The organism is Blastopirellula marina, assembly GCF_002967715.1.
GTDB classification, from domain to species: Bacteria; Planctomycetota; Planctomycetia; order Pirellulales; family Pirellulaceae; genus Bremerella; species Bremerella marina_B.
Genome location: NZ_PUIA01000035.1, coordinates 315422 through 331075, shown reverse-complemented (window position 1 = coordinate 331075; position 15654 = coordinate 315422). Strand labels below are relative to the sequence as shown.

The following is a 15654-nucleotide window of genomic DNA, read 5'->3' as shown; positions in this document are numbered from 1 at the left end:
CGACAAGCGTTCTTGGTGGATGTGCTATTCGGGAATGGGTTGCTGCTCGTAGTAGGCAACTCCGATAGTGCGATCGTAGATGATGAAATGATAGAGCCCATCTGCTTGCCAGATCACGCGAAAACCGTCGGCGATCATTTCGTTTCCATAAGAGAGAATCCATGGCAATCGATTGGGGCTAGGGGACGTTGCGTTGACGGCACTTGCTAGTTCTTCCCATCGTCCGTCGTTTTTTGATACCACCGAGTCATGGTTCGATAGCCATGCTCGAAATGGGGCCTCTTGCATCTCGTAGCTGGCCAGAAGCAGCCCACTGCGGTCGCGCTCGTAGGTGATGGCCTGGGCCGCGTCTGGCACCGAAAAGGGAGCATCCGCTACGGCGACATTGGCTCGGTATACCGATTGGTTCGCGTGAGCCCGATAGGTGGCCGGAATCATGATCAGCCCCAGCACCACGCACAGGGCCATGATCTCTCGCAGGGAAACGACGAGACGCTTCTTGGTAGGGTTCTGCTCGGAAAACTTCTTGAGCTTCCAGGCCCATCGTCCGTTGAACCAGAGCGATGCGATCGTCAGCATTCCGATGATCGTCCAGACGACGGATTGCTCACGGCCCCAGATTTCGGTCGAAATGGGTTCGTTGGAATCGATGTCTATCAAGTGCAGAATTACGATCGCGAGATGGAGCATCGCACAGCAAAGTGAGCTTCCCCAAACCGAGAGCCACGCGCCATGCGAGTTCTGATGAAACGTCCCGAGGTATTGGGCGATGATGGTAAGCAGAGCCCAGGCCAGCAGAAGTAGTGCGTTGTAGCTGAGGGAATGCGGCCAAAGCAGTTCCAGCACCACCATCGAGACACTAGCCGCCACGGCAGCTATGACCATGTTGATAACCGAAATCACGATCAATGCCACCGACGGACGAAGCGGGGCTGGTTCTAGCTGTTGGGGTGTATTGTGCTGCGGGTTATCCATCGACGCAGGTTCCGGAAATAAGCGTGCTGTCCCTGAAACGGGAAATGACAGAGGTCCAATCTAAACGGAGGTTGAACCCACCGCAAGAAAAGCTGAGGGGATGCCTAGGGCTCAGCGGCTTGTGGAACGGCAGAAGACCTGCTGTGTGGTTCGATCGTACGTAATGGTCAGGCTGCGGTCTTCCATTCGCCAGCGATAGTTCCAGCCAGCCGTACTGGAATAGCGTTCGTAGAGGTAGTCCTTTTCAAAAACATGGGTCAGCCGTTCTAGCGAGGTTCGCGAAGTGATGGGCTGCAGTGGAAGTTCCGCCGAGCGTGCCTCGAAGGAGCCGACGCCTGCGTCGAACCATTCGAGAAACGCTTGTTCATTGGCCTGGCACTGAAAAACGGTCTCGTTGGCACCCTTCCAGTAGACGATTTGCCTTGAGCCTGCAGGCAGTGACATCGGCGCATCGGCCGCATTGTTCACGCGTCCGAAATTTGGTGTGGGTGTTTCTCGATAGAAAAAGCTGAATACACCGACCACCACACTGACTGCCAGCACGCTTAGCATCAGGTCTTTTAAAGAGATACCTACTCGCCGGGGAGGAGTCAGGCCGAGATCCTCTGCCTGTTTAAGCTCAAGAAACCAGGACCAGTTGCTGATCGTGACACCACTGCTAATGAGGAGAGTCGCGATCAGAACCGCTGAAAAATTCAACGCGCCGGCATACCCGTTACGGCTCGGCACGACTACGGAAAGTAATTGGATTCCGGCCAAGAAGAGCAGACAACTGAAGAGGGCGAGCCCGACGAACACCCAGGCCGTGGAGATCTTACCGTAGCGAAAAGCTCCCCAGTACTGCAACCCAGCCAGAAGCGCCGGCCAGGGGCACAAGATCATCGCGCAAACCGAGTCGTGTGGATCGGCTGAAGTGAGCCCCACCACGCAGATCGCCGTAAGTGCCAGGCAAGCTACGATCACCAGGACGGCGGATGCCTGGTGAAGGATCGAAGGCTGGGGAAAGGGTGGGTTTCTGTCCATCTCGCTAGGATACGTGACACTGCGGAATGAGGCGAATGTTTGGTGGCGATTCCAACAGCAGCTTAAAAACCGAACGGCTCGCGCTCGATATAAATCGCGGTCTGATGAGAAGGGCTGTAGCTTACCTCGTGACGCCAGCCGTTGTTGTCCCAGTAGATGTGATAGGCGTCGTCGAATTCAACAAATTCGTGTTGGACGATGCCATTCTTGTAGCCAGAGGGCAACATCACCGAGTAACCCACCGGCATCGGCCGCGGGCGAAAGCCGAGGTTGCCGGGTACTTGTTTCCTTTCTTCGATCCATTTGAGCAGGTCTTCCTCTTTCACTTGGAAAGAGGCCAGGATGACTCCATAGGCGTTTCGATGAAACCGCATGTTGGTGCCCTCGGGCGGCAGCGACACCGGTGCCGCCGTCGTGGGAACGTCTTCCAGGTACAGAAATGGATCACTCTGTATGGCAAAGCTGGTAGGTGCGATGATCAGCCCGATGATGGCAACCGCAGCCAGCATTTCTTTCAGCGAGATCGCCTGAAATCCTGAGGGACTATGGCCACGGTCTTCGGCTTTCTTCAAGACCATTTGCCAGTGAGCAGTTTCCCAAACGCATGGCAGCGCCAGACCCAGGGCCGCCGTGAAGGATACCACTGGCAGGAAATACCAGACGACCACTTCCGGCAGCTCGAACAGGCTTTCGATCACCGCGGGAAGGCTTCGCCCGACGTATACAAATGCCGGGATGGTGGCGATGGTGGCTACCAGCAGCCAGGTAGGCCGGCGATGAAAGAGCCCCCAATAATGCGTCACGATGAGCGTCAGGCCCACGCACAAGCCAAATAGCCCCACAACGAGTGCGGCTCCTCCTTCACGCATCTGATACGCAGCCAGGGCCGCGCATGCGATTCCGCCTGCGATCGCGAGGGATGCATTGAGAACGGCCTTGATCGGCGGTAGTGACGTGTCAGGCATCGAGCGGCGCACATAAGTAACGAGATGAACTTCCCAAGAAAATAATCGCCGATGCTAGCAAGTGCCATGGTTTCTGCCGGCAAACATTTGAACAGCGATGTTCTTGTTGTCGTACGAAGTCATGTCGAACCGAGCCGCGAATATTTTGTCTTTAAACAATGAAGCACTACGGCCATCAGGCTGCGGCCAACCGCCGGATAATACCTATTAGCGGCGATGGTCTTTTGATCAGCGCTTGCGAATAATTCCATACCACCGGGTAGGATCGCTAGCGACTCATCGCACCGTTAAAACCGGAACAGGACGTACAATCTGTCGGTGCCGCTGGTGGCGATTTTAAAGATCGCAGCAAACAGATCGGAAAGATGCTAAAGAAACACCCCCCAAAACATCGAAATTAACCTTCGGAAGGTTTGTTACACACTTCCCGATTGCAGCACTTGTTGCAGTCGGTGTGATGAAGCAGCCGGCCAAGGGGGGAATCTTTAACAAGCTGAAGCTTTCGCAGTGGCGTGACCTCGTCAGTGCGTGAGTTGTTCTGTTTGGGATTCTCCCATTGGTCACCGCATCGCCGAGCCGCTGCGAAAAGGTGAGCGAGGTTTGTTCTTTTAGAACAGCCGATCAAACCAAGTCGTGAGTAGTGGATCCGGTTTCCGCCTTGAAGGCGCGGTTCAGAAGGATCTGAGTACGAGCCACGAGAGAAGCAGCGTTTGTAGCGCCCTGACCCAGACATTGAAAACGAAGACTCTACCCATAGCCGAGTGCGAGGGATCGCCAGAGGAGTCTGAGTGGAAGATGAGGGGCGATTTTCGTGTTTCCGCCAGAACCGGAAACACAGTGGAGGTCAACTCAACGAAAGAGTAATGGAGAGCCTGTGATGAAGGTCTTCACAACAGGACAGGTCGCAAAGATCTGCAAAGTGGCCCCCCGCACTGTGAGCAAGTGGTTTGATTCGGGCCGCCTCAAAGGGTATCGCATTCCTGGTTCCCAGGATCGTCGAATCCCGCGGGAATATTTGATCAAGTTCCTGAAAGAACACGGCATGCCCCTTGGCGACTTGGAAGACGAAGCCATGGCCAAGGTGCTGATCGTAGCTCAGGACCAAGTGTTGGTGGAAAATCTGCGTCGTGAACTTCCGTTGGAGAAAGCATTCAAGGTCTGCGTGGCCGCGAGTGGTTTTGAAGCCGGGATTCAAGCCGAAGGTTTCCATCCGGACTGCATTATCGTGGATTTCTCGATCGGTCGTATCGAGGCATTGCAGATTTGCCAGAATCTGCGTCGGAATCCGGACTTCGCGGAAACGATTCTGATCGCCTTGCTGCCCGACGATGGAAGCTCGATGAGCTTCGATCGATCCACGATCAATGAGACGTTCAAGAAGCCGTTTGATGCGGCTCTGCTGGCCGAACGTCTGCGAACTTTGATCGGTGCTAAGAAGGAATTGGTCTAAGACCAGTAACTTCGGGGTTACCACAATCCGAGCTTAAAAAAGGACGCCACGATGCAAGTCGCGGCGTCTTTTTTTCGTTCTTGGATGGCGCAGAGCAGCCAGTTGGCGTAAGCAGCGATAAGTGATGAGGATCGCACAGGGGGCGACTTCGCTGCGGTAGTAGCCCCTCGCAACTAGGGGAAGCGCTTACGTTTTGCGGGCCTTACCCAGGTTGCCAGGTTGCGTGAACAAGCGTAGAACAAGCTTGGGTTGCGCGTTATGTGCAGTCTGTTGAGATGGGCTCTGCCAACCGGTAAGGGAAGCACCTCCTAGCCCAGCGGTTGTTTAGCGGATGAAAACCCCCTCAACATTCGGGTTAACCTGTTCGGACGAGCTGCGGTTCTGGTTAGGGATAAGGGGGCTGATGGGCATTGCGAAGATTGGTTCGCGGGTGACCGAGGCTTCCATCCGCAGAAAACGTTGTCTGCGCCCCTTCTGAAGAATCGCGAATCGTCTTAACATGGAGGCATTCGTGATTTTACGTGTGAGGGCTTGATGGCGGATTTCACCCATTTGGATCGCTCGGGCGCGGCGAAAATGGTCGACGTCGGGCAGAAGGAAGCCACCCATCGCGAGGCGGTTGCCCAGGCTTGCGTAAAAATGGAAGCCGCTACCGCAGAGGCGATCCGCGATAACCGAAATAAAAAAGGGGAAGTGCTGCAAGTGGCACGCTTGGCCGGCATTATGGCCGCCAAGCGAACCGACGAACTGATTCCCCTGTGCCATGGACTGCCGCTGGAAAGCATCGAAGTGGCATTCGAGTTTGCCGATGCTACCCGCTTGGTGGTGACCGCCACCGCTCGGGTCACGGCCAAAACAGGCGTCGAGATGGAAGCGATGGCGGCTGCTTCGGTAGCCGCGTTAACCATTTACGACATGTGCAAGGCAATCGACCGAGGAATGGAAATCGAACATGTCCGCCTGATGAAGAAGTCAGGGGGCAAGTCGGGGACCTTCCAACGAGAGCCTGAACCTAAAGCCGATTAGAAAGCGAATCGAGACCATCGTGAATCCTGCGAATCAGACTCAAGCCGCTCCCAGTGCCGAAGCATTGATGCGTTGTTACGGTGGAATCGGTGACGACCTGGCGGAAGTTGAAGCGATTTTGAAGCGGGAGATGTCGTCGAAGTTTCCCAAGGTTAGCGACATTGTTTCGTATGGATATCTGCTAGGTGGTAAACGCCTCCGCCCTGCCCTGGTGCTGCTATGCGGCCAGGCCTTCAGCAATGTCACCCCCAGCCACCATAAGCTGGGTGCGGTTCTGGAAATGGTTCACACGGCCACGCTGATCCACGACGACGTGCTCGATGGTGCTGAAACGCGGCGTCATCTGGAAACGATTCATCATCGCTGGGGGACCGAGTCGAGCGTGCTTGTGGGGGACTTCCTGTTCACTCACGCGTTCTACCTGGCCAGCACGCTGCCCACCACGTTGGCCGCACAGAAGATCGGTCAGGCGACCAACATCGTGTGTGAAGGGGAGCTACGGCAGATCACCACCAAAGGACGCTTTGATCTGAGCGAAGAAGAATACCTCTCGATCATCGAAGCTAAGACGGCCGTCCTGTGCCAGTGTGCTTGCGAACTGGGGGCGATCTATGCCGAAGCCCCGCCGGAAGCCGCCAAGCAGGCTGCGGAATATGGTCGCTGCCTGGGTGTTGCTTTCCAGATTGTCGATGATCTTCTCGATATCGAAGGAGACACCGATAGCACCGGGAAGACTCTCGGTACCGATCTGGCCCAGCGCAAGCCGACCCTGCCGATCATTCACGCGCTCAAGGTCGCTTCACCAGAAACCAGGGAAGAGATGCTGGCCGCTCTGCAAGCCGAGTCCCCTGATCCTGCCCAGGTAATGGCCTGGCTCGAAGAATTCGACAGCGCGGCTTATGCCCGGCAGACGGCCATTCGCCACGTAGAAACGGCTCTGGCCAACATCGCCCAATGGCCAGCCACCGACGCGACGGCTGCGCTGCGTCAACTGGCCGAGTTCGTTCTCAAACGCTGCTACTAACCCGCCTGGGCAATGCTTTCGCGGCGATTCGATGTGGAATATGCTAGAGGGGAAATGCTCCGTCCTTTCACTCCCCTCACCTGCGATATCTCACCATGCGATACCTGCCCCTCTTGGCCCTGGCCTTTCTAGCTACCATTCTTCCGCTTTCCAGTCATGCCGCAGAAATTTCCGGCAACGGCGACTTCGTGATCGGCCCTGACTATCATGTCGATCCTGACCTGACCGACCAAGGCAATCCCAAGGGGAAGTATTTCACGTTCTCGATGCCGTTGGCCGAGAGCAAGCTCTTCGATGGCAAAGACACGACGCTCGATCCGAAAAAGGATGTGCGTACCGAACGGAAGATCTTTGTCTATGTCCCGGCCGCCTATGAGGACGGCACCAAGGCCCCGATCCTGGTCACGTTGGATGGCCCCAGCCGATTGGACCTGGTTCGTAACGCGCTAGACAACCTGACGATCTCGAAAGACCCCAAACGCAAACTGCCGGCGTTCATTGCCATTGGCGTGCAAAACGGAGGCAACGACGGTAAAGGAAGCCAGCGCGGTCTAGAGTACGACACCATGTCGGACCGCCATGCCCGGTTCATCAACGAAGAAGTCCTACCAGCCGTGCTGAATAATCCTGAAATCAAAGCCGCGTACCCCAACATTGCCTTCACCGAAGATCCCTGGGGCAAAGGGATCATGGGTTGTAGCTCCGGTGGAGCCGCGGCGCTGACGGCCGGTTGGTTCCGCCCTGATCTATTCCGCCGCTTGATCACCTACTCTGGTACCTTCGTCGATCAGCAAGACGACGACGCACCCCAAGAGAAAGACTACCCACTTGGCGCGTGGGAGTATCATTCGAGCATGAAACTGATCGAAAACAGCGAAAAGAAGCCGCTACGGATCTTCACTCACGTGGCGGAGAACGACAACCGAGCCAATGACCCGGAAGAGACCTACCACAACTGGGTGATGGCCAACAACCGAACCGCCGCCGCCCTGAAGGCCAAAGGTTACGACTACCGTTACATCTTCAGCAAGGCGACCCGGCACTGCGATAAGAAGGTCTTCGAACAGACCCTGGGTGACACGCTGGTTTGGATGTGGGAAGGGTACGAGACGAAATGACGAGCAAGCGTTAGTCTCTGGCGATGCGATTGCGATAGAATCCTCGCTGATCCTGACGGTCAAAGGTCACTTCGTACTGGATTCCACCGACGCGCCAAGTCGCGTGCAATCCATCCACGATATTGAACTTGCGGTTTCCTCTTCCTTCGTGAAAATAGCGGCGAACGTCCACCGGCAGGGTGATCGGCTGAAGAGGAACTCCCCGGCACTCAGGTCGTTTCTCAGGCAACTCGCTTTCAAACCAGGAAGTAAACGCTTCTTCTGAGGTAGCGAAGTCGCAATCCAGATAAGTGTTCGATTGGACCGTGTAGGTGATTTCAGAGGCGTCCGCCGGTAGCAATATCGGGGCTTTTTCTCGAGCAATTCCGTGGCCGCGGTCATGGTATCGATCGACGTACCGGGCCCTGGCGATTCCAAAAATGCAACCCATAACAATCAAGCATCCCGTTAGATGCCCGATTGTGAAACGCAATGGTGGCCGATGAACGTGTCCTGTCTTCACGCTTTCTCGCAGTTTGTTCAGCCAAGCGATATCGAGGCCAAGGCATAGACCCAACCCAAGTCCCGTGAGTATGACGATGATGTCCTCTCCGGTTGGCTCACGCCCACGGTAGACAAGTCTTCCGTATCCCCCCAGCAGTAGAAGCAGCATTAGAAATATCTGGCCAATTACTAACACCACGGCGATTTGGTATCTTCGGAAGACGCCTAGGCACTGGTTGACCGCAACGGCAAAACACCAGGCCGCGACGAGTCCTACACTAACGCTAGAATAGTTGTTGACGGCGGCCGCCGCTTCCCCCAGACGCAAACCGCCCTGCCACAGGAAAAGTCCGATGACCCAGAGGGAACTGGCCATCAAAAGCCAAGAGGGTGACGGCGATTTCTGAGGTACGGAATGCAAGCCGTTCTCGATCGTCTCAGAACTGCTTACGCCATCGTAGGAGTTCATCAAACCGCAACGGTCCCGGCGTATCGCCAAACACTTACGAAGACGGCTTCGGCACGCTCGGGGCGTACTTCTTCAGCATCGGTTGCAACTCGTCCACAAAGTCGCGTACGTCTTTGAATTCTCGATAGACGCTGGCGAAGCGGACGTAGGCGACCTGGTCGATTGCGTGCAAATGCTGCATGACCATCTCGCCGATCAGGCGGCTTTCGACTTCCCCTTCGTACTGCGAGTAGATCTCGCTTTCCACAGCCGCCACGATCGCTTCGATTTGGGCTTCGCTGATCGGTCGTTTCCAGCAGGCCAGCGACAGGCCGCGTTTGATCTTTTCGGGGTGGAAGGGTTCCCGGACGTTGTCTTTCTTGACGATTTTGATGTCGAGTTCTTCGACCCGTTCGTACGTAGTGTAGCGCCGCTTGCACGCCAGGCACTCGCGCCGGCGTCGAATCGAGAAACTGTCCTGGCTTGCGCGTGAGTCAATCACACGGTCGTTGTCGGCTCGACAGAACGGGCATCGCATAGGGCTTACTCGATATCACGATGATGCGAACAAAAAAAGTGCGCGGTCACCGCCAGGGAAACTACTTCAATCTTCATAGTTTGGCCTGTACTTTCAAATTGAGCAAGCTAAGTCTTCATCAGCAAACAAGATAACTCGCAATTCCAGCAACTTATTAGGCGGCATGCATCTAAAGAAACCCGTCGCCGGGACGCTTTTTTGCCCCTGCAGAAACTCTATAATGGCCGGGAAAAGGATCAAGATTGGCCTCGTTTTTGCGAATATTCGCTCAGAGGTCCCCCCTCTTCTAACAAGAACCACGCAGGCCCACCTGCTTTTTCCATTGGGAAGGAATTGTACGATGGACGCGAGCAACCCCAACGATGCCGGTAACCCGCACGACGCCGCTATGGATGCCGGTAACCAGGACCCTGGCGAAAAGTTTACCGCTGGTAAACGGAAGTCTGGGGGCGGCGGCCCGGACGAGCATATCTGGAGCGGCGGTTACTCGGCCGTCGATCAGAGCGGAAGCTTCATGATCCTGTCTCTGATTACCGTCGGCTTGATCGTCGGCGGCGTACTTATTCCTTGGATCCTGCTGGCGATTCCCGTGCTGTGGATCGCCCAGTTTATCCGCGTTTGGTGGATCAAAATGGGGGTCGCGTACGAACTGACGACGCGTCGTTTCATTCACGAATACGGCGTCATCAAACGCACGACAGACCGGATCGAAGTGATCGATATCGACGACGTGACCGTCGAACAAGGGATCCTCGATCGTATGTTCAACGTCGGTACGATCAAAATCACTTCCAGCGATCGCACCCATCCCGAGCTTCGCATTCCCGGCATCAAAGACGTGAAGAGGGTTGCTTTGCTGATCGACGATGCCCGCCAGGAACAACGCGACCGCCGCGGTGTCTACATCGAATCGGTGTAACGCAGAATCAAGCATTTGTAGGGTGCGTTTCAGGCGAACCGCACCCTACGGCCGCGGACCTATTTGATCAGCGAGCGTAGTGTTGCCAGGTTCTTGGCGTCGTTCAGCACACCGTCTTCTTCCCCTTTGGGCGTTTCCAGGTACATGGGAATCTTCTTGAAGCGGCGGTCGTTGAGCATGTGCCGAAACGCCTCGACGCCGATCTTTCCTTCACCGATATGATCGTGACGGTCGACCCGCGATCCGAGGTCCTTCTTGCTGTCGTTCAGGTGAATGCCGCGCAGCTTGTCGAAGCCGATCAGCTTGTCGAAATCCTTGAACGTCGCTTTGAAGTCTTTCTCATCCGAGATCGGATAGCCAGCGGCGAAGATATGACACGTGTCCAGGCACACCGCCACGCGTTCCCCTTCTTGCACCCCTTCCAGAATCGATTGCAGGTGCTCGAACTTGTGCCCGATCGAGCTTCCCTGCCCTGCGGTCGTTTCCAGCAGTAGCGTCACCGGGCAATCCGGCAGCAGCTTGTGAAGCTCGTCGATCGCCTTCACGATTCGCTCGATTCCTTCTTCGAGCGTCGCTTCCATGTGGGCACCGGGGTGAAACACCAGGTTCGGAATGCCGAGTTGCTCGCACCGCAGCATCTCGACCCGCAGCCCTTCCACGGACTTCTCCCACAGTTCCTCCTTGGGGGAAGCCAGGTTAATCAGGTACGAGGCATGACAAAGGGGCGCACCGACGTTGTGCTTGGCCAACGCATCCTGAAACAACGCCACGTCCTTGTCGGTGATATCCTTGGCCCGCCACTGGTTGTTGTTCTTGCAGAACAGTTGCACCACATTCATATCCACTTCAGCAGCAGCTTCGACGGCCTTGTAATAGCCGCCGGCGATCGACATGTGGGCACCGATGGGGGGCATTTGACTCATGAGGTGATCCTATTCTGTTCGCGACAGGGCACGACAAGCGAGATGTTCAAAAAAGGCTTGCTGCGAGGTTAGTTCAAGGTCGCTGGAATGAATTCTTGTTGGCGAGGTAGCCTAGCAAAACATGCCTCGACTCGCTACCAGTGACGCTAACGAGCAAACTTTTCGGCCAGTTCATCCAGCAAAGCAACCTGAGCCGGATTGATCTTCTGCCGGGCCACCGGCAAGTCGAAGAACTCGGCGCGATCGATCTCGGGAAACTCGACTTGTCGACCTGACTTGGGAGGCCACTCCATCGCAAACGTGTTTGAGGTGAGGGCCGCCGGATCGCAGTCTCCTTTAAACGCCCAGGCATGGACGGTCTTGCCACCCTTCTGCTGGATAGGTGTTAGTTCGGTGAACGGCCCAACTGCCGTGAGGCCTGTTTCTTCGTGGAACTCGCGCTGCGCGGCATGCAGATAGTCTTCCCCTTCTTCCGGCTCTCCTTTGGGAATCGACCAGACGCCAGCGTCTTTCTTCTGAAAGTATGGTCCGCCTGGGTGGCCGAGCAGAACCTGGCATTGGTCATTGTGCCAGCGAACCATCAGCAGACCGGCACTTTGTTTGGACTGGGCCATGGGCTAACCTCTCCTACAGCAAGAACCGTAGAATTGCCACCATCAGGAAGCCCAGGAACAGAACGCCATAGCCGATGACGCCCGCCATGCCCAAGTAGTTGGCCCAAAGTAACAGGGCTCGGCCGCTGGGGTTCATATGCTTCTTGTCGATTTCTTCCAGGTCGGAGTGGGCCATGCTCCAGGCCGCGATGCTGAAGATAGGGCAGACGCCTAAAAGTCCAATCAGGGCCAAGATCAGGCTGGGAATTCCGCGATGAGGAACCTGATACGGAGCATTCGTTTCACTGAGACGGACCTGGTGAAAGGGTGAGCCTGAGCCGACTTGCTCTGGCAGGGCTAAAACCGGGTATCTGTGATCCGATTTTTCCCAGACCGCGGAGTCTGCCTTGCGCAGTTCGCATTGGCGATCGATGCGTCCATCCATCACCCACTTATCCAGTTCCTTTGAGGGAATCGGACCGAAAATCTGCCCTTCGGGAATCTTGACGAAGAATAAGGGTTCTTCGTTGGGCGATGCGGCCTGAGCTGGCTCCGGAGCGGAAGACATACGATGACGCAAAGGAAAGAGTTTTGATAAGACAGCGAATTGGCGACTATGGTAGCTTCTTGACGCCGCACGTGCCAGCATTGGTCAAGTTGCGTTAAAACTCGTTGTATTTATGGGCTGGTCGTCCTTAGAATTAAATGCATCTTAATGGTTTCGAATGGGTGATGCCCCTACTAGCTTTTCTGGGCAATGCCCAAGTCGACTTTTGGCTGAGGATGATGACCATGTGGACGATGTGGATCTCAATTTGGGTCTCGATTGTGGTCCTCGTCGTTTTGATAGGTACGTGGGGATTGGTGGAGTGGATCCGCGGTCGTCGCCGGTACCGACTGAGCAGCAAGAATCAGGAGCAAGCCAAGCAGCGGTTCCGTCTCCGCCGAGAGTGGTTGGAGGCTGAATTCTTGAAAGCCGCCGCTGCCAGTGGCAAGCCACGCGGTTTGCGCTGGGTCGATTGCGAGTTTGGCGACGACGTTCAATATGCCTGCGATGAAGAGTACGGTCTGTTGCGCGCGTTCGTCTCTTTGACCGTACGGTTCGAAGCCATCGAAGGAGGAGACATGGAAGAGGTCGAGGCCGTCGGCAATCTCCGGGCCGCGACGGGTGTCTTTGAATACGATGGCGACCGCTGGATCGCCAACCCCCGCGCCATCTTTAACCTGTCACCCAACCAGGCCATTCTGCACTTCAAGCATCGTTCGGTATCGATCGACTGAAGCCCGCTACAGCAGCTTCCGCAGAAAGATCCGCCGCTGCCCTTGCGGGAAGTCCTCTAGCTGACCAAACGGCTTGTACCCAAGTCGCGAATAAAACTCTGGCGACTGAAACGTAAACGTATCGACCCAGACACCGCGGCAGGCTCGTTCGAGTGCGATTCGCTCGGCCTGCTCAACGAGCTTGCTTCCGAGACCTTTCCCGCGATACGCGGCATCCACCGCCAGCGTCTCGATATAGAGCCACTCCCAGTTTGTAAAGCCCACCAGTCCGGCGATCACCCTCCCCTCTTCTTCGATCTTCAGCACAACCGGCTCTGGCCGAAACGGAAAGCCAGTGGCCTGGGCATTCTGCGAAAGGATGGCGATCACGGCGTCTTCGACGCCATCGGTTTTGGGAGTGGCTTGTTCGACTTGCATGATGCTCGCTCGACGGATGCACGGAAAACGGATGTTCAGTGCCGTGATCATACCAGATGGTATTGCCTGCTCGTCGATTGCATCGGACTTTCTATTTCAGCATCTCCAAGACAACTTCAGCTCGTTTGGCCAGGCTCTTGTCGTCGATCAACTGGCAGGCCTGGGCGATTTGCTGAGCCCGCGGCTTTTGCTCGTCCGAAAGTAGAAACGCATCCGACAGGGCCATGATCGCCAGCAAGATACGATACAAGATGAACTTACTTACATCACGTACAGCCGCGTCGCTCAGAGCCCTGTCATAGGCATCCAATAGGCAGATCGCATCCCCTTCTTCAGGCTTCGAGGCAATTATGGTCGACAACGGGAGCAGCCATGCTTTCTGCTGTGCCGAAGTAATATGCTGTGCAATAACCTGCTTAACGGCTGGAGTCGGCGGCGTAAGTTCAGCCATTTGATCGGCAACATTCATCATCGCCCGAACGCGTTCGCGATATTCGGGATGAGATTGGTGCGTTATGGCCGTGAACTGTTGTACGAGCGGTTCGAGGGTTTCTAAGTTGAATTCACCCTGCGCTAGAAAAGCCGCTACGTTCTCTTGAGATCGGGTGGCGATACGGGTCTGTTCAACAAGTGCTTCCTGCCGTGCCGTAGACGTTGCGGCCGTATCCTTGATTTTCTTCTCAGCGGCGTTGGTGTGGGTCTTAAACTCTTCATTCAATTGATCCGAGAATTTCTTGGCCAGGTTCGGCAGGAACTGGCGGGCGGCGAACCCTGCCAGGGCCCCAAAGGCGATAAGCCGGAAGACGCTGACGGGAGAATTGGGGTCCGTGAAGGGATCAGATCCGAGAAAAACGGCGATGACCAGGATACTGACGATGGCTCCCATCATGCCCACGAGCCACTCACCAATGATCCCAAGATCTGCGACGGTGTCATTGTCGGTGGTGATTTCGCTGCGAGGCATGCGTAACTTCCCGGAGCCGCCGTCCTCGATCAATCCGTGAATCATGCCGCCGAAACCACCGGCGATTGCAACCGATATGAATTTGAAGACACCTTCTTGTCCCACAAAATAATACAAGACGAGACCAATCAAGACGCCAGCGATCAGGGTGAGAAGCAGGCCAATCCAATACAGAAAGTTCATTTGTAAGTTCCTGGCTGGTAAATCGTGTTGCTAACTTATGACTTCGGGGAGACCATGCTCGATGATCCGATGCACCACTTCTGTTGTGAGCTCGACCCCTTGGTTGTAAACGGCGTCACCGACCTTGCGGTCTTCGGTTTCCAGTCGGTAGCGTCCAATGCCGAAGTCGGCACTTTCCTGTGAGTGCCTATACGAATTGATCAGGCCCTTGCGTACATCCGACCAAAACCCTCGAACCAATTCTTCGCGACTAGGAGGTGGTTTAGGTTCGCTCATAAGATGGTTTTCCAATCTACTGGATAATCTGTGAGTCGTATTTGCTTTTGTCGTTGCTATGGATCAAAACATTCAACAGTTGAGCCGCCGCATCGGTATGGAAGCTGAACTGGTCTGAATCCTGCATGGCCGATCGTTGTTTCCAGAACGCCGATACCGGGCCACACACGATGTCGTACCACTCGCCGTTGTGCTGGGCATGAGGCCCATCATGATGGTTGATTTGAGGCGTTTGCGAGCTAGACGGCGTGCTGCTCTGGCGGCAATGTTGCACAAGACTCCAAAAATCTTCCTGGAGATAATCACCCAGTTGAAACGAAAGAACGTCAAGTTTGGCCAGTTGGTGACGCTCGACGTGAAAGGTGAGTACTACCGGTTGGTAGCCGGAAGTTCGGGAGAACCTTGGGTGATAGAAGCGAGCCCATGCCCAGTGCTTGGCTTGGCGTTCAAGCGTGGTTGTGTAGAAGCCCTGGCCGAAGTCGGTGTTCGCCCGGCCTAACTGCGGTTTGACTCCATGCTTCTCGATTTCATCCCGATCCTTCGTCGTGCAGCCGTGATAAAGGGTAACGTACTTGTTGCGTGGCGGCTTCCAGCCGGACGCCTGGGCTAAGATGGGCAATGGTAGCACTCCAGTTTCGCGTTTCCAGGGATTAGGATCGCGATTGTCTCATAATACAAGTCATAATGCAAAGAGTATAAGGTTAGAATAATGGAACGTTAACGCAGTCAGCCGGTGTTAAATGCTATGGACTGCAATCGCATGGTATGGTCAGGTGTGCTGGCGAATATTCCGCGCGATCAGACATGCGTAAGTTCCCTGGCACGAGCGGATCCCACAGCGATGGCCACCAGTAAGCAAGCCGCTTCGACTCTCAGGAGCAATTGGCAAAGGGAATCGTGTGGTTGGGGAAACAAAGCAATTCCTGTCAATTGCGGCCTGTACTATGCGCTGGTATACGGTGTCGCTGTCGTAAAAATCATAGTTTCCCCAGACTTCGCAGGCTAAAATAGACTCTCTTCAAGCCTAACGGATCACTTCCGGGGTGTG

The 15654-nt window shown here is 55.3% G+C and carries 18 protein-coding genes; 6 read left to right on the top strand and 12 right to left on the bottom strand.

The window, feature by feature from the left end:
- Positions 1-24 precede the first annotated feature (24 nt).
- The 3 genes from C5Y96_RS11255 to C5Y96_RS11245 form a co-directional block, all read right to left on the bottom strand.
- A complete protein-coding gene (locus C5Y96_RS11255; RefSeq protein ID WP_105353152.1) occupies positions 25-975 on the bottom strand; it encodes a hypothetical protein in 951 nt (316 codons plus the stop codon).
- Between the two features lie 111 nt (positions 976-1086).
- Positions 1087-1998: a hypothetical protein gene (locus C5Y96_RS11250; protein ID WP_105353149.1), complete on the bottom strand. Its 912-nt coding sequence runs from the start codon at positions 1996-1998 to the stop codon at positions 1087-1089.
- A 62-nt stretch (positions 1999-2060) separates the two neighbouring features.
- Entirely contained in the window at positions 2061-2963 is a 903-nt protein-coding gene (locus C5Y96_RS11245; protein ID WP_105353147.1) for a hypothetical protein, read from the bottom strand.
- Between the two features lie 877 nt (positions 2964-3840).
- Here C5Y96_RS11245 and C5Y96_RS11240 point away from each other — a divergent pair.
- The 4 genes from C5Y96_RS11240 (at position 3841) to C5Y96_RS11225 (ending at position 7581) form a co-directional block, all read left to right on the top strand.
- Positions 3841-4413, top strand: coding sequence for a helix-turn-helix domain-containing protein (locus C5Y96_RS11240; protein ID WP_105353146.1), 573 nt, complete (start codon positions 3841-3843; stop codon positions 4411-4413).
- A gap of 534 nt (positions 4414-4947) precedes the next feature.
- Complete coding sequence (gene moaC / locus C5Y96_RS11235; protein ID WP_105353145.1) at positions 4948-5439, top strand: cyclic pyranopterin monophosphate synthase MoaC; 492 nt, start codon at positions 4948-4950, stop codon at positions 5437-5439.
- 19 nt (positions 5440-5458) lie between these two features.
- A complete protein-coding gene (locus C5Y96_RS11230) occupies positions 5459-6463 on the top strand; it encodes a polyprenyl synthetase family protein (protein ID WP_233198914.1) in 1005 nt (334 codons plus the stop codon).
- Positions 6464-6558: 95 nt separating this feature from the next.
- Complete coding sequence (locus C5Y96_RS11225; protein WP_105353144.1) at positions 6559-7581, top strand: alpha/beta hydrolase; 1023 nt, start codon at positions 6559-6561, stop codon at positions 7579-7581.
- A 10-nt stretch (positions 7582-7591) separates the two neighbouring features.
- Here the strand turns inward: C5Y96_RS11225 and C5Y96_RS11220 are convergent, their stop codons facing one another.
- Entirely contained in the window at positions 7592-8533 is a 942-nt protein-coding gene (locus C5Y96_RS11220) for a hypothetical protein (protein ID WP_146115625.1), read from the bottom strand.
- Positions 8534-8567: 34 nt separating this feature from the next.
- Positions 8568-9050: a transcriptional regulator NrdR gene (gene nrdR, locus C5Y96_RS11215; RefSeq protein ID WP_105353142.1), complete on the bottom strand. Its 483-nt coding sequence runs from the start codon at positions 9048-9050 to the stop codon at positions 8568-8570.
- Between the two features lie 340 nt (positions 9051-9390).
- Here nrdR and C5Y96_RS11210 point away from each other — a divergent pair, with 340 nt between their 5' ends.
- Positions 9391-9969, top strand: coding sequence for a PH domain-containing protein (locus tag C5Y96_RS11210; protein WP_158261182.1), 579 nt, complete (start codon positions 9391-9393; stop codon positions 9967-9969).
- Positions 9970-10028: 59 nt separating this feature from the next.
- On the opposite strand, the gene C5Y96_RS11205 is transcribed toward C5Y96_RS11210, so the two are convergent.
- The 3 genes from C5Y96_RS11205 to C5Y96_RS11195 all read right to left on the bottom strand — a co-directional run bounded on the left by C5Y96_RS11205 (position 10029) and on the right by C5Y96_RS11195 (position 12053).
- A complete protein-coding gene (locus C5Y96_RS11205) occupies positions 10029-10892 on the bottom strand; it encodes a deoxyribonuclease IV (RefSeq protein ID WP_233198913.1) in 864 nt (287 codons plus the stop codon).
- 146 nt (positions 10893-11038) lie between these two features.
- Positions 11039-11506, bottom strand: coding sequence for an NUDIX domain-containing protein (locus C5Y96_RS11200; protein ID WP_105353140.1), 468 nt, complete (start codon positions 11504-11506; stop codon positions 11039-11041).
- Between the two features lie 13 nt (positions 11507-11519).
- Positions 11520-12053 carry a hypothetical protein gene (locus tag C5Y96_RS11195; RefSeq protein WP_105353139.1) on the bottom strand — a complete coding sequence of 178 codons (534 nt, stop codon included), beginning with the start codon at positions 12051-12053 and terminating at the stop codon, positions 11520-11522.
- 164 nt (positions 12054-12217) lie between these two features.
- On the opposite strand from C5Y96_RS11195, the gene C5Y96_RS11190 reads away from it, so the two are divergent.
- Positions 12218-12766: a hypothetical protein gene (locus C5Y96_RS11190; protein WP_105353137.1), complete on the top strand. Its 549-nt coding sequence runs from the start codon at positions 12218-12220 to the stop codon at positions 12764-12766.
- 6 nt (positions 12767-12772) lie between these two features.
- Here C5Y96_RS11190 and C5Y96_RS11185 read toward each other — a convergent pair whose 3' ends face one another.
- The 4 genes from C5Y96_RS11185 to C5Y96_RS11170 all read right to left on the bottom strand — a co-directional run bounded on the left by C5Y96_RS11185 (position 12773) and on the right by C5Y96_RS11170 (position 15234).
- Positions 12773-13183, bottom strand: coding sequence for a GNAT family N-acetyltransferase (locus C5Y96_RS11185; RefSeq protein ID WP_158261181.1), 411 nt, complete (start codon positions 13181-13183; stop codon positions 12773-12775).
- Between the two features lie 91 nt (positions 13184-13274).
- Positions 13275-14330, bottom strand: a complete 1056-nt coding sequence (locus C5Y96_RS11180; protein ID WP_105353132.1) for a hypothetical protein — start codon at positions 14328-14330, stop codon at positions 13275-13277.
- 30 nt (positions 14331-14360) lie between these two features.
- On the bottom strand, positions 14361-14606 hold the full coding sequence (locus C5Y96_RS11175; protein WP_105353130.1) for a hypothetical protein: 246 nt from the start codon (positions 14604-14606) through the stop codon (positions 14361-14363).
- A 16-nt stretch (positions 14607-14622) separates the two neighbouring features.
- The gene (locus tag C5Y96_RS11170; protein ID WP_114322173.1) at positions 14623-15234 is read right to left on the bottom strand and encodes a DUF3990 domain-containing protein; all 612 of its coding nucleotides are present in this window, start codon (positions 15232-15234) and stop codon (positions 14623-14625) included.
- Between the last annotated feature and the right edge of the window lie 420 nt (positions 15235-15654).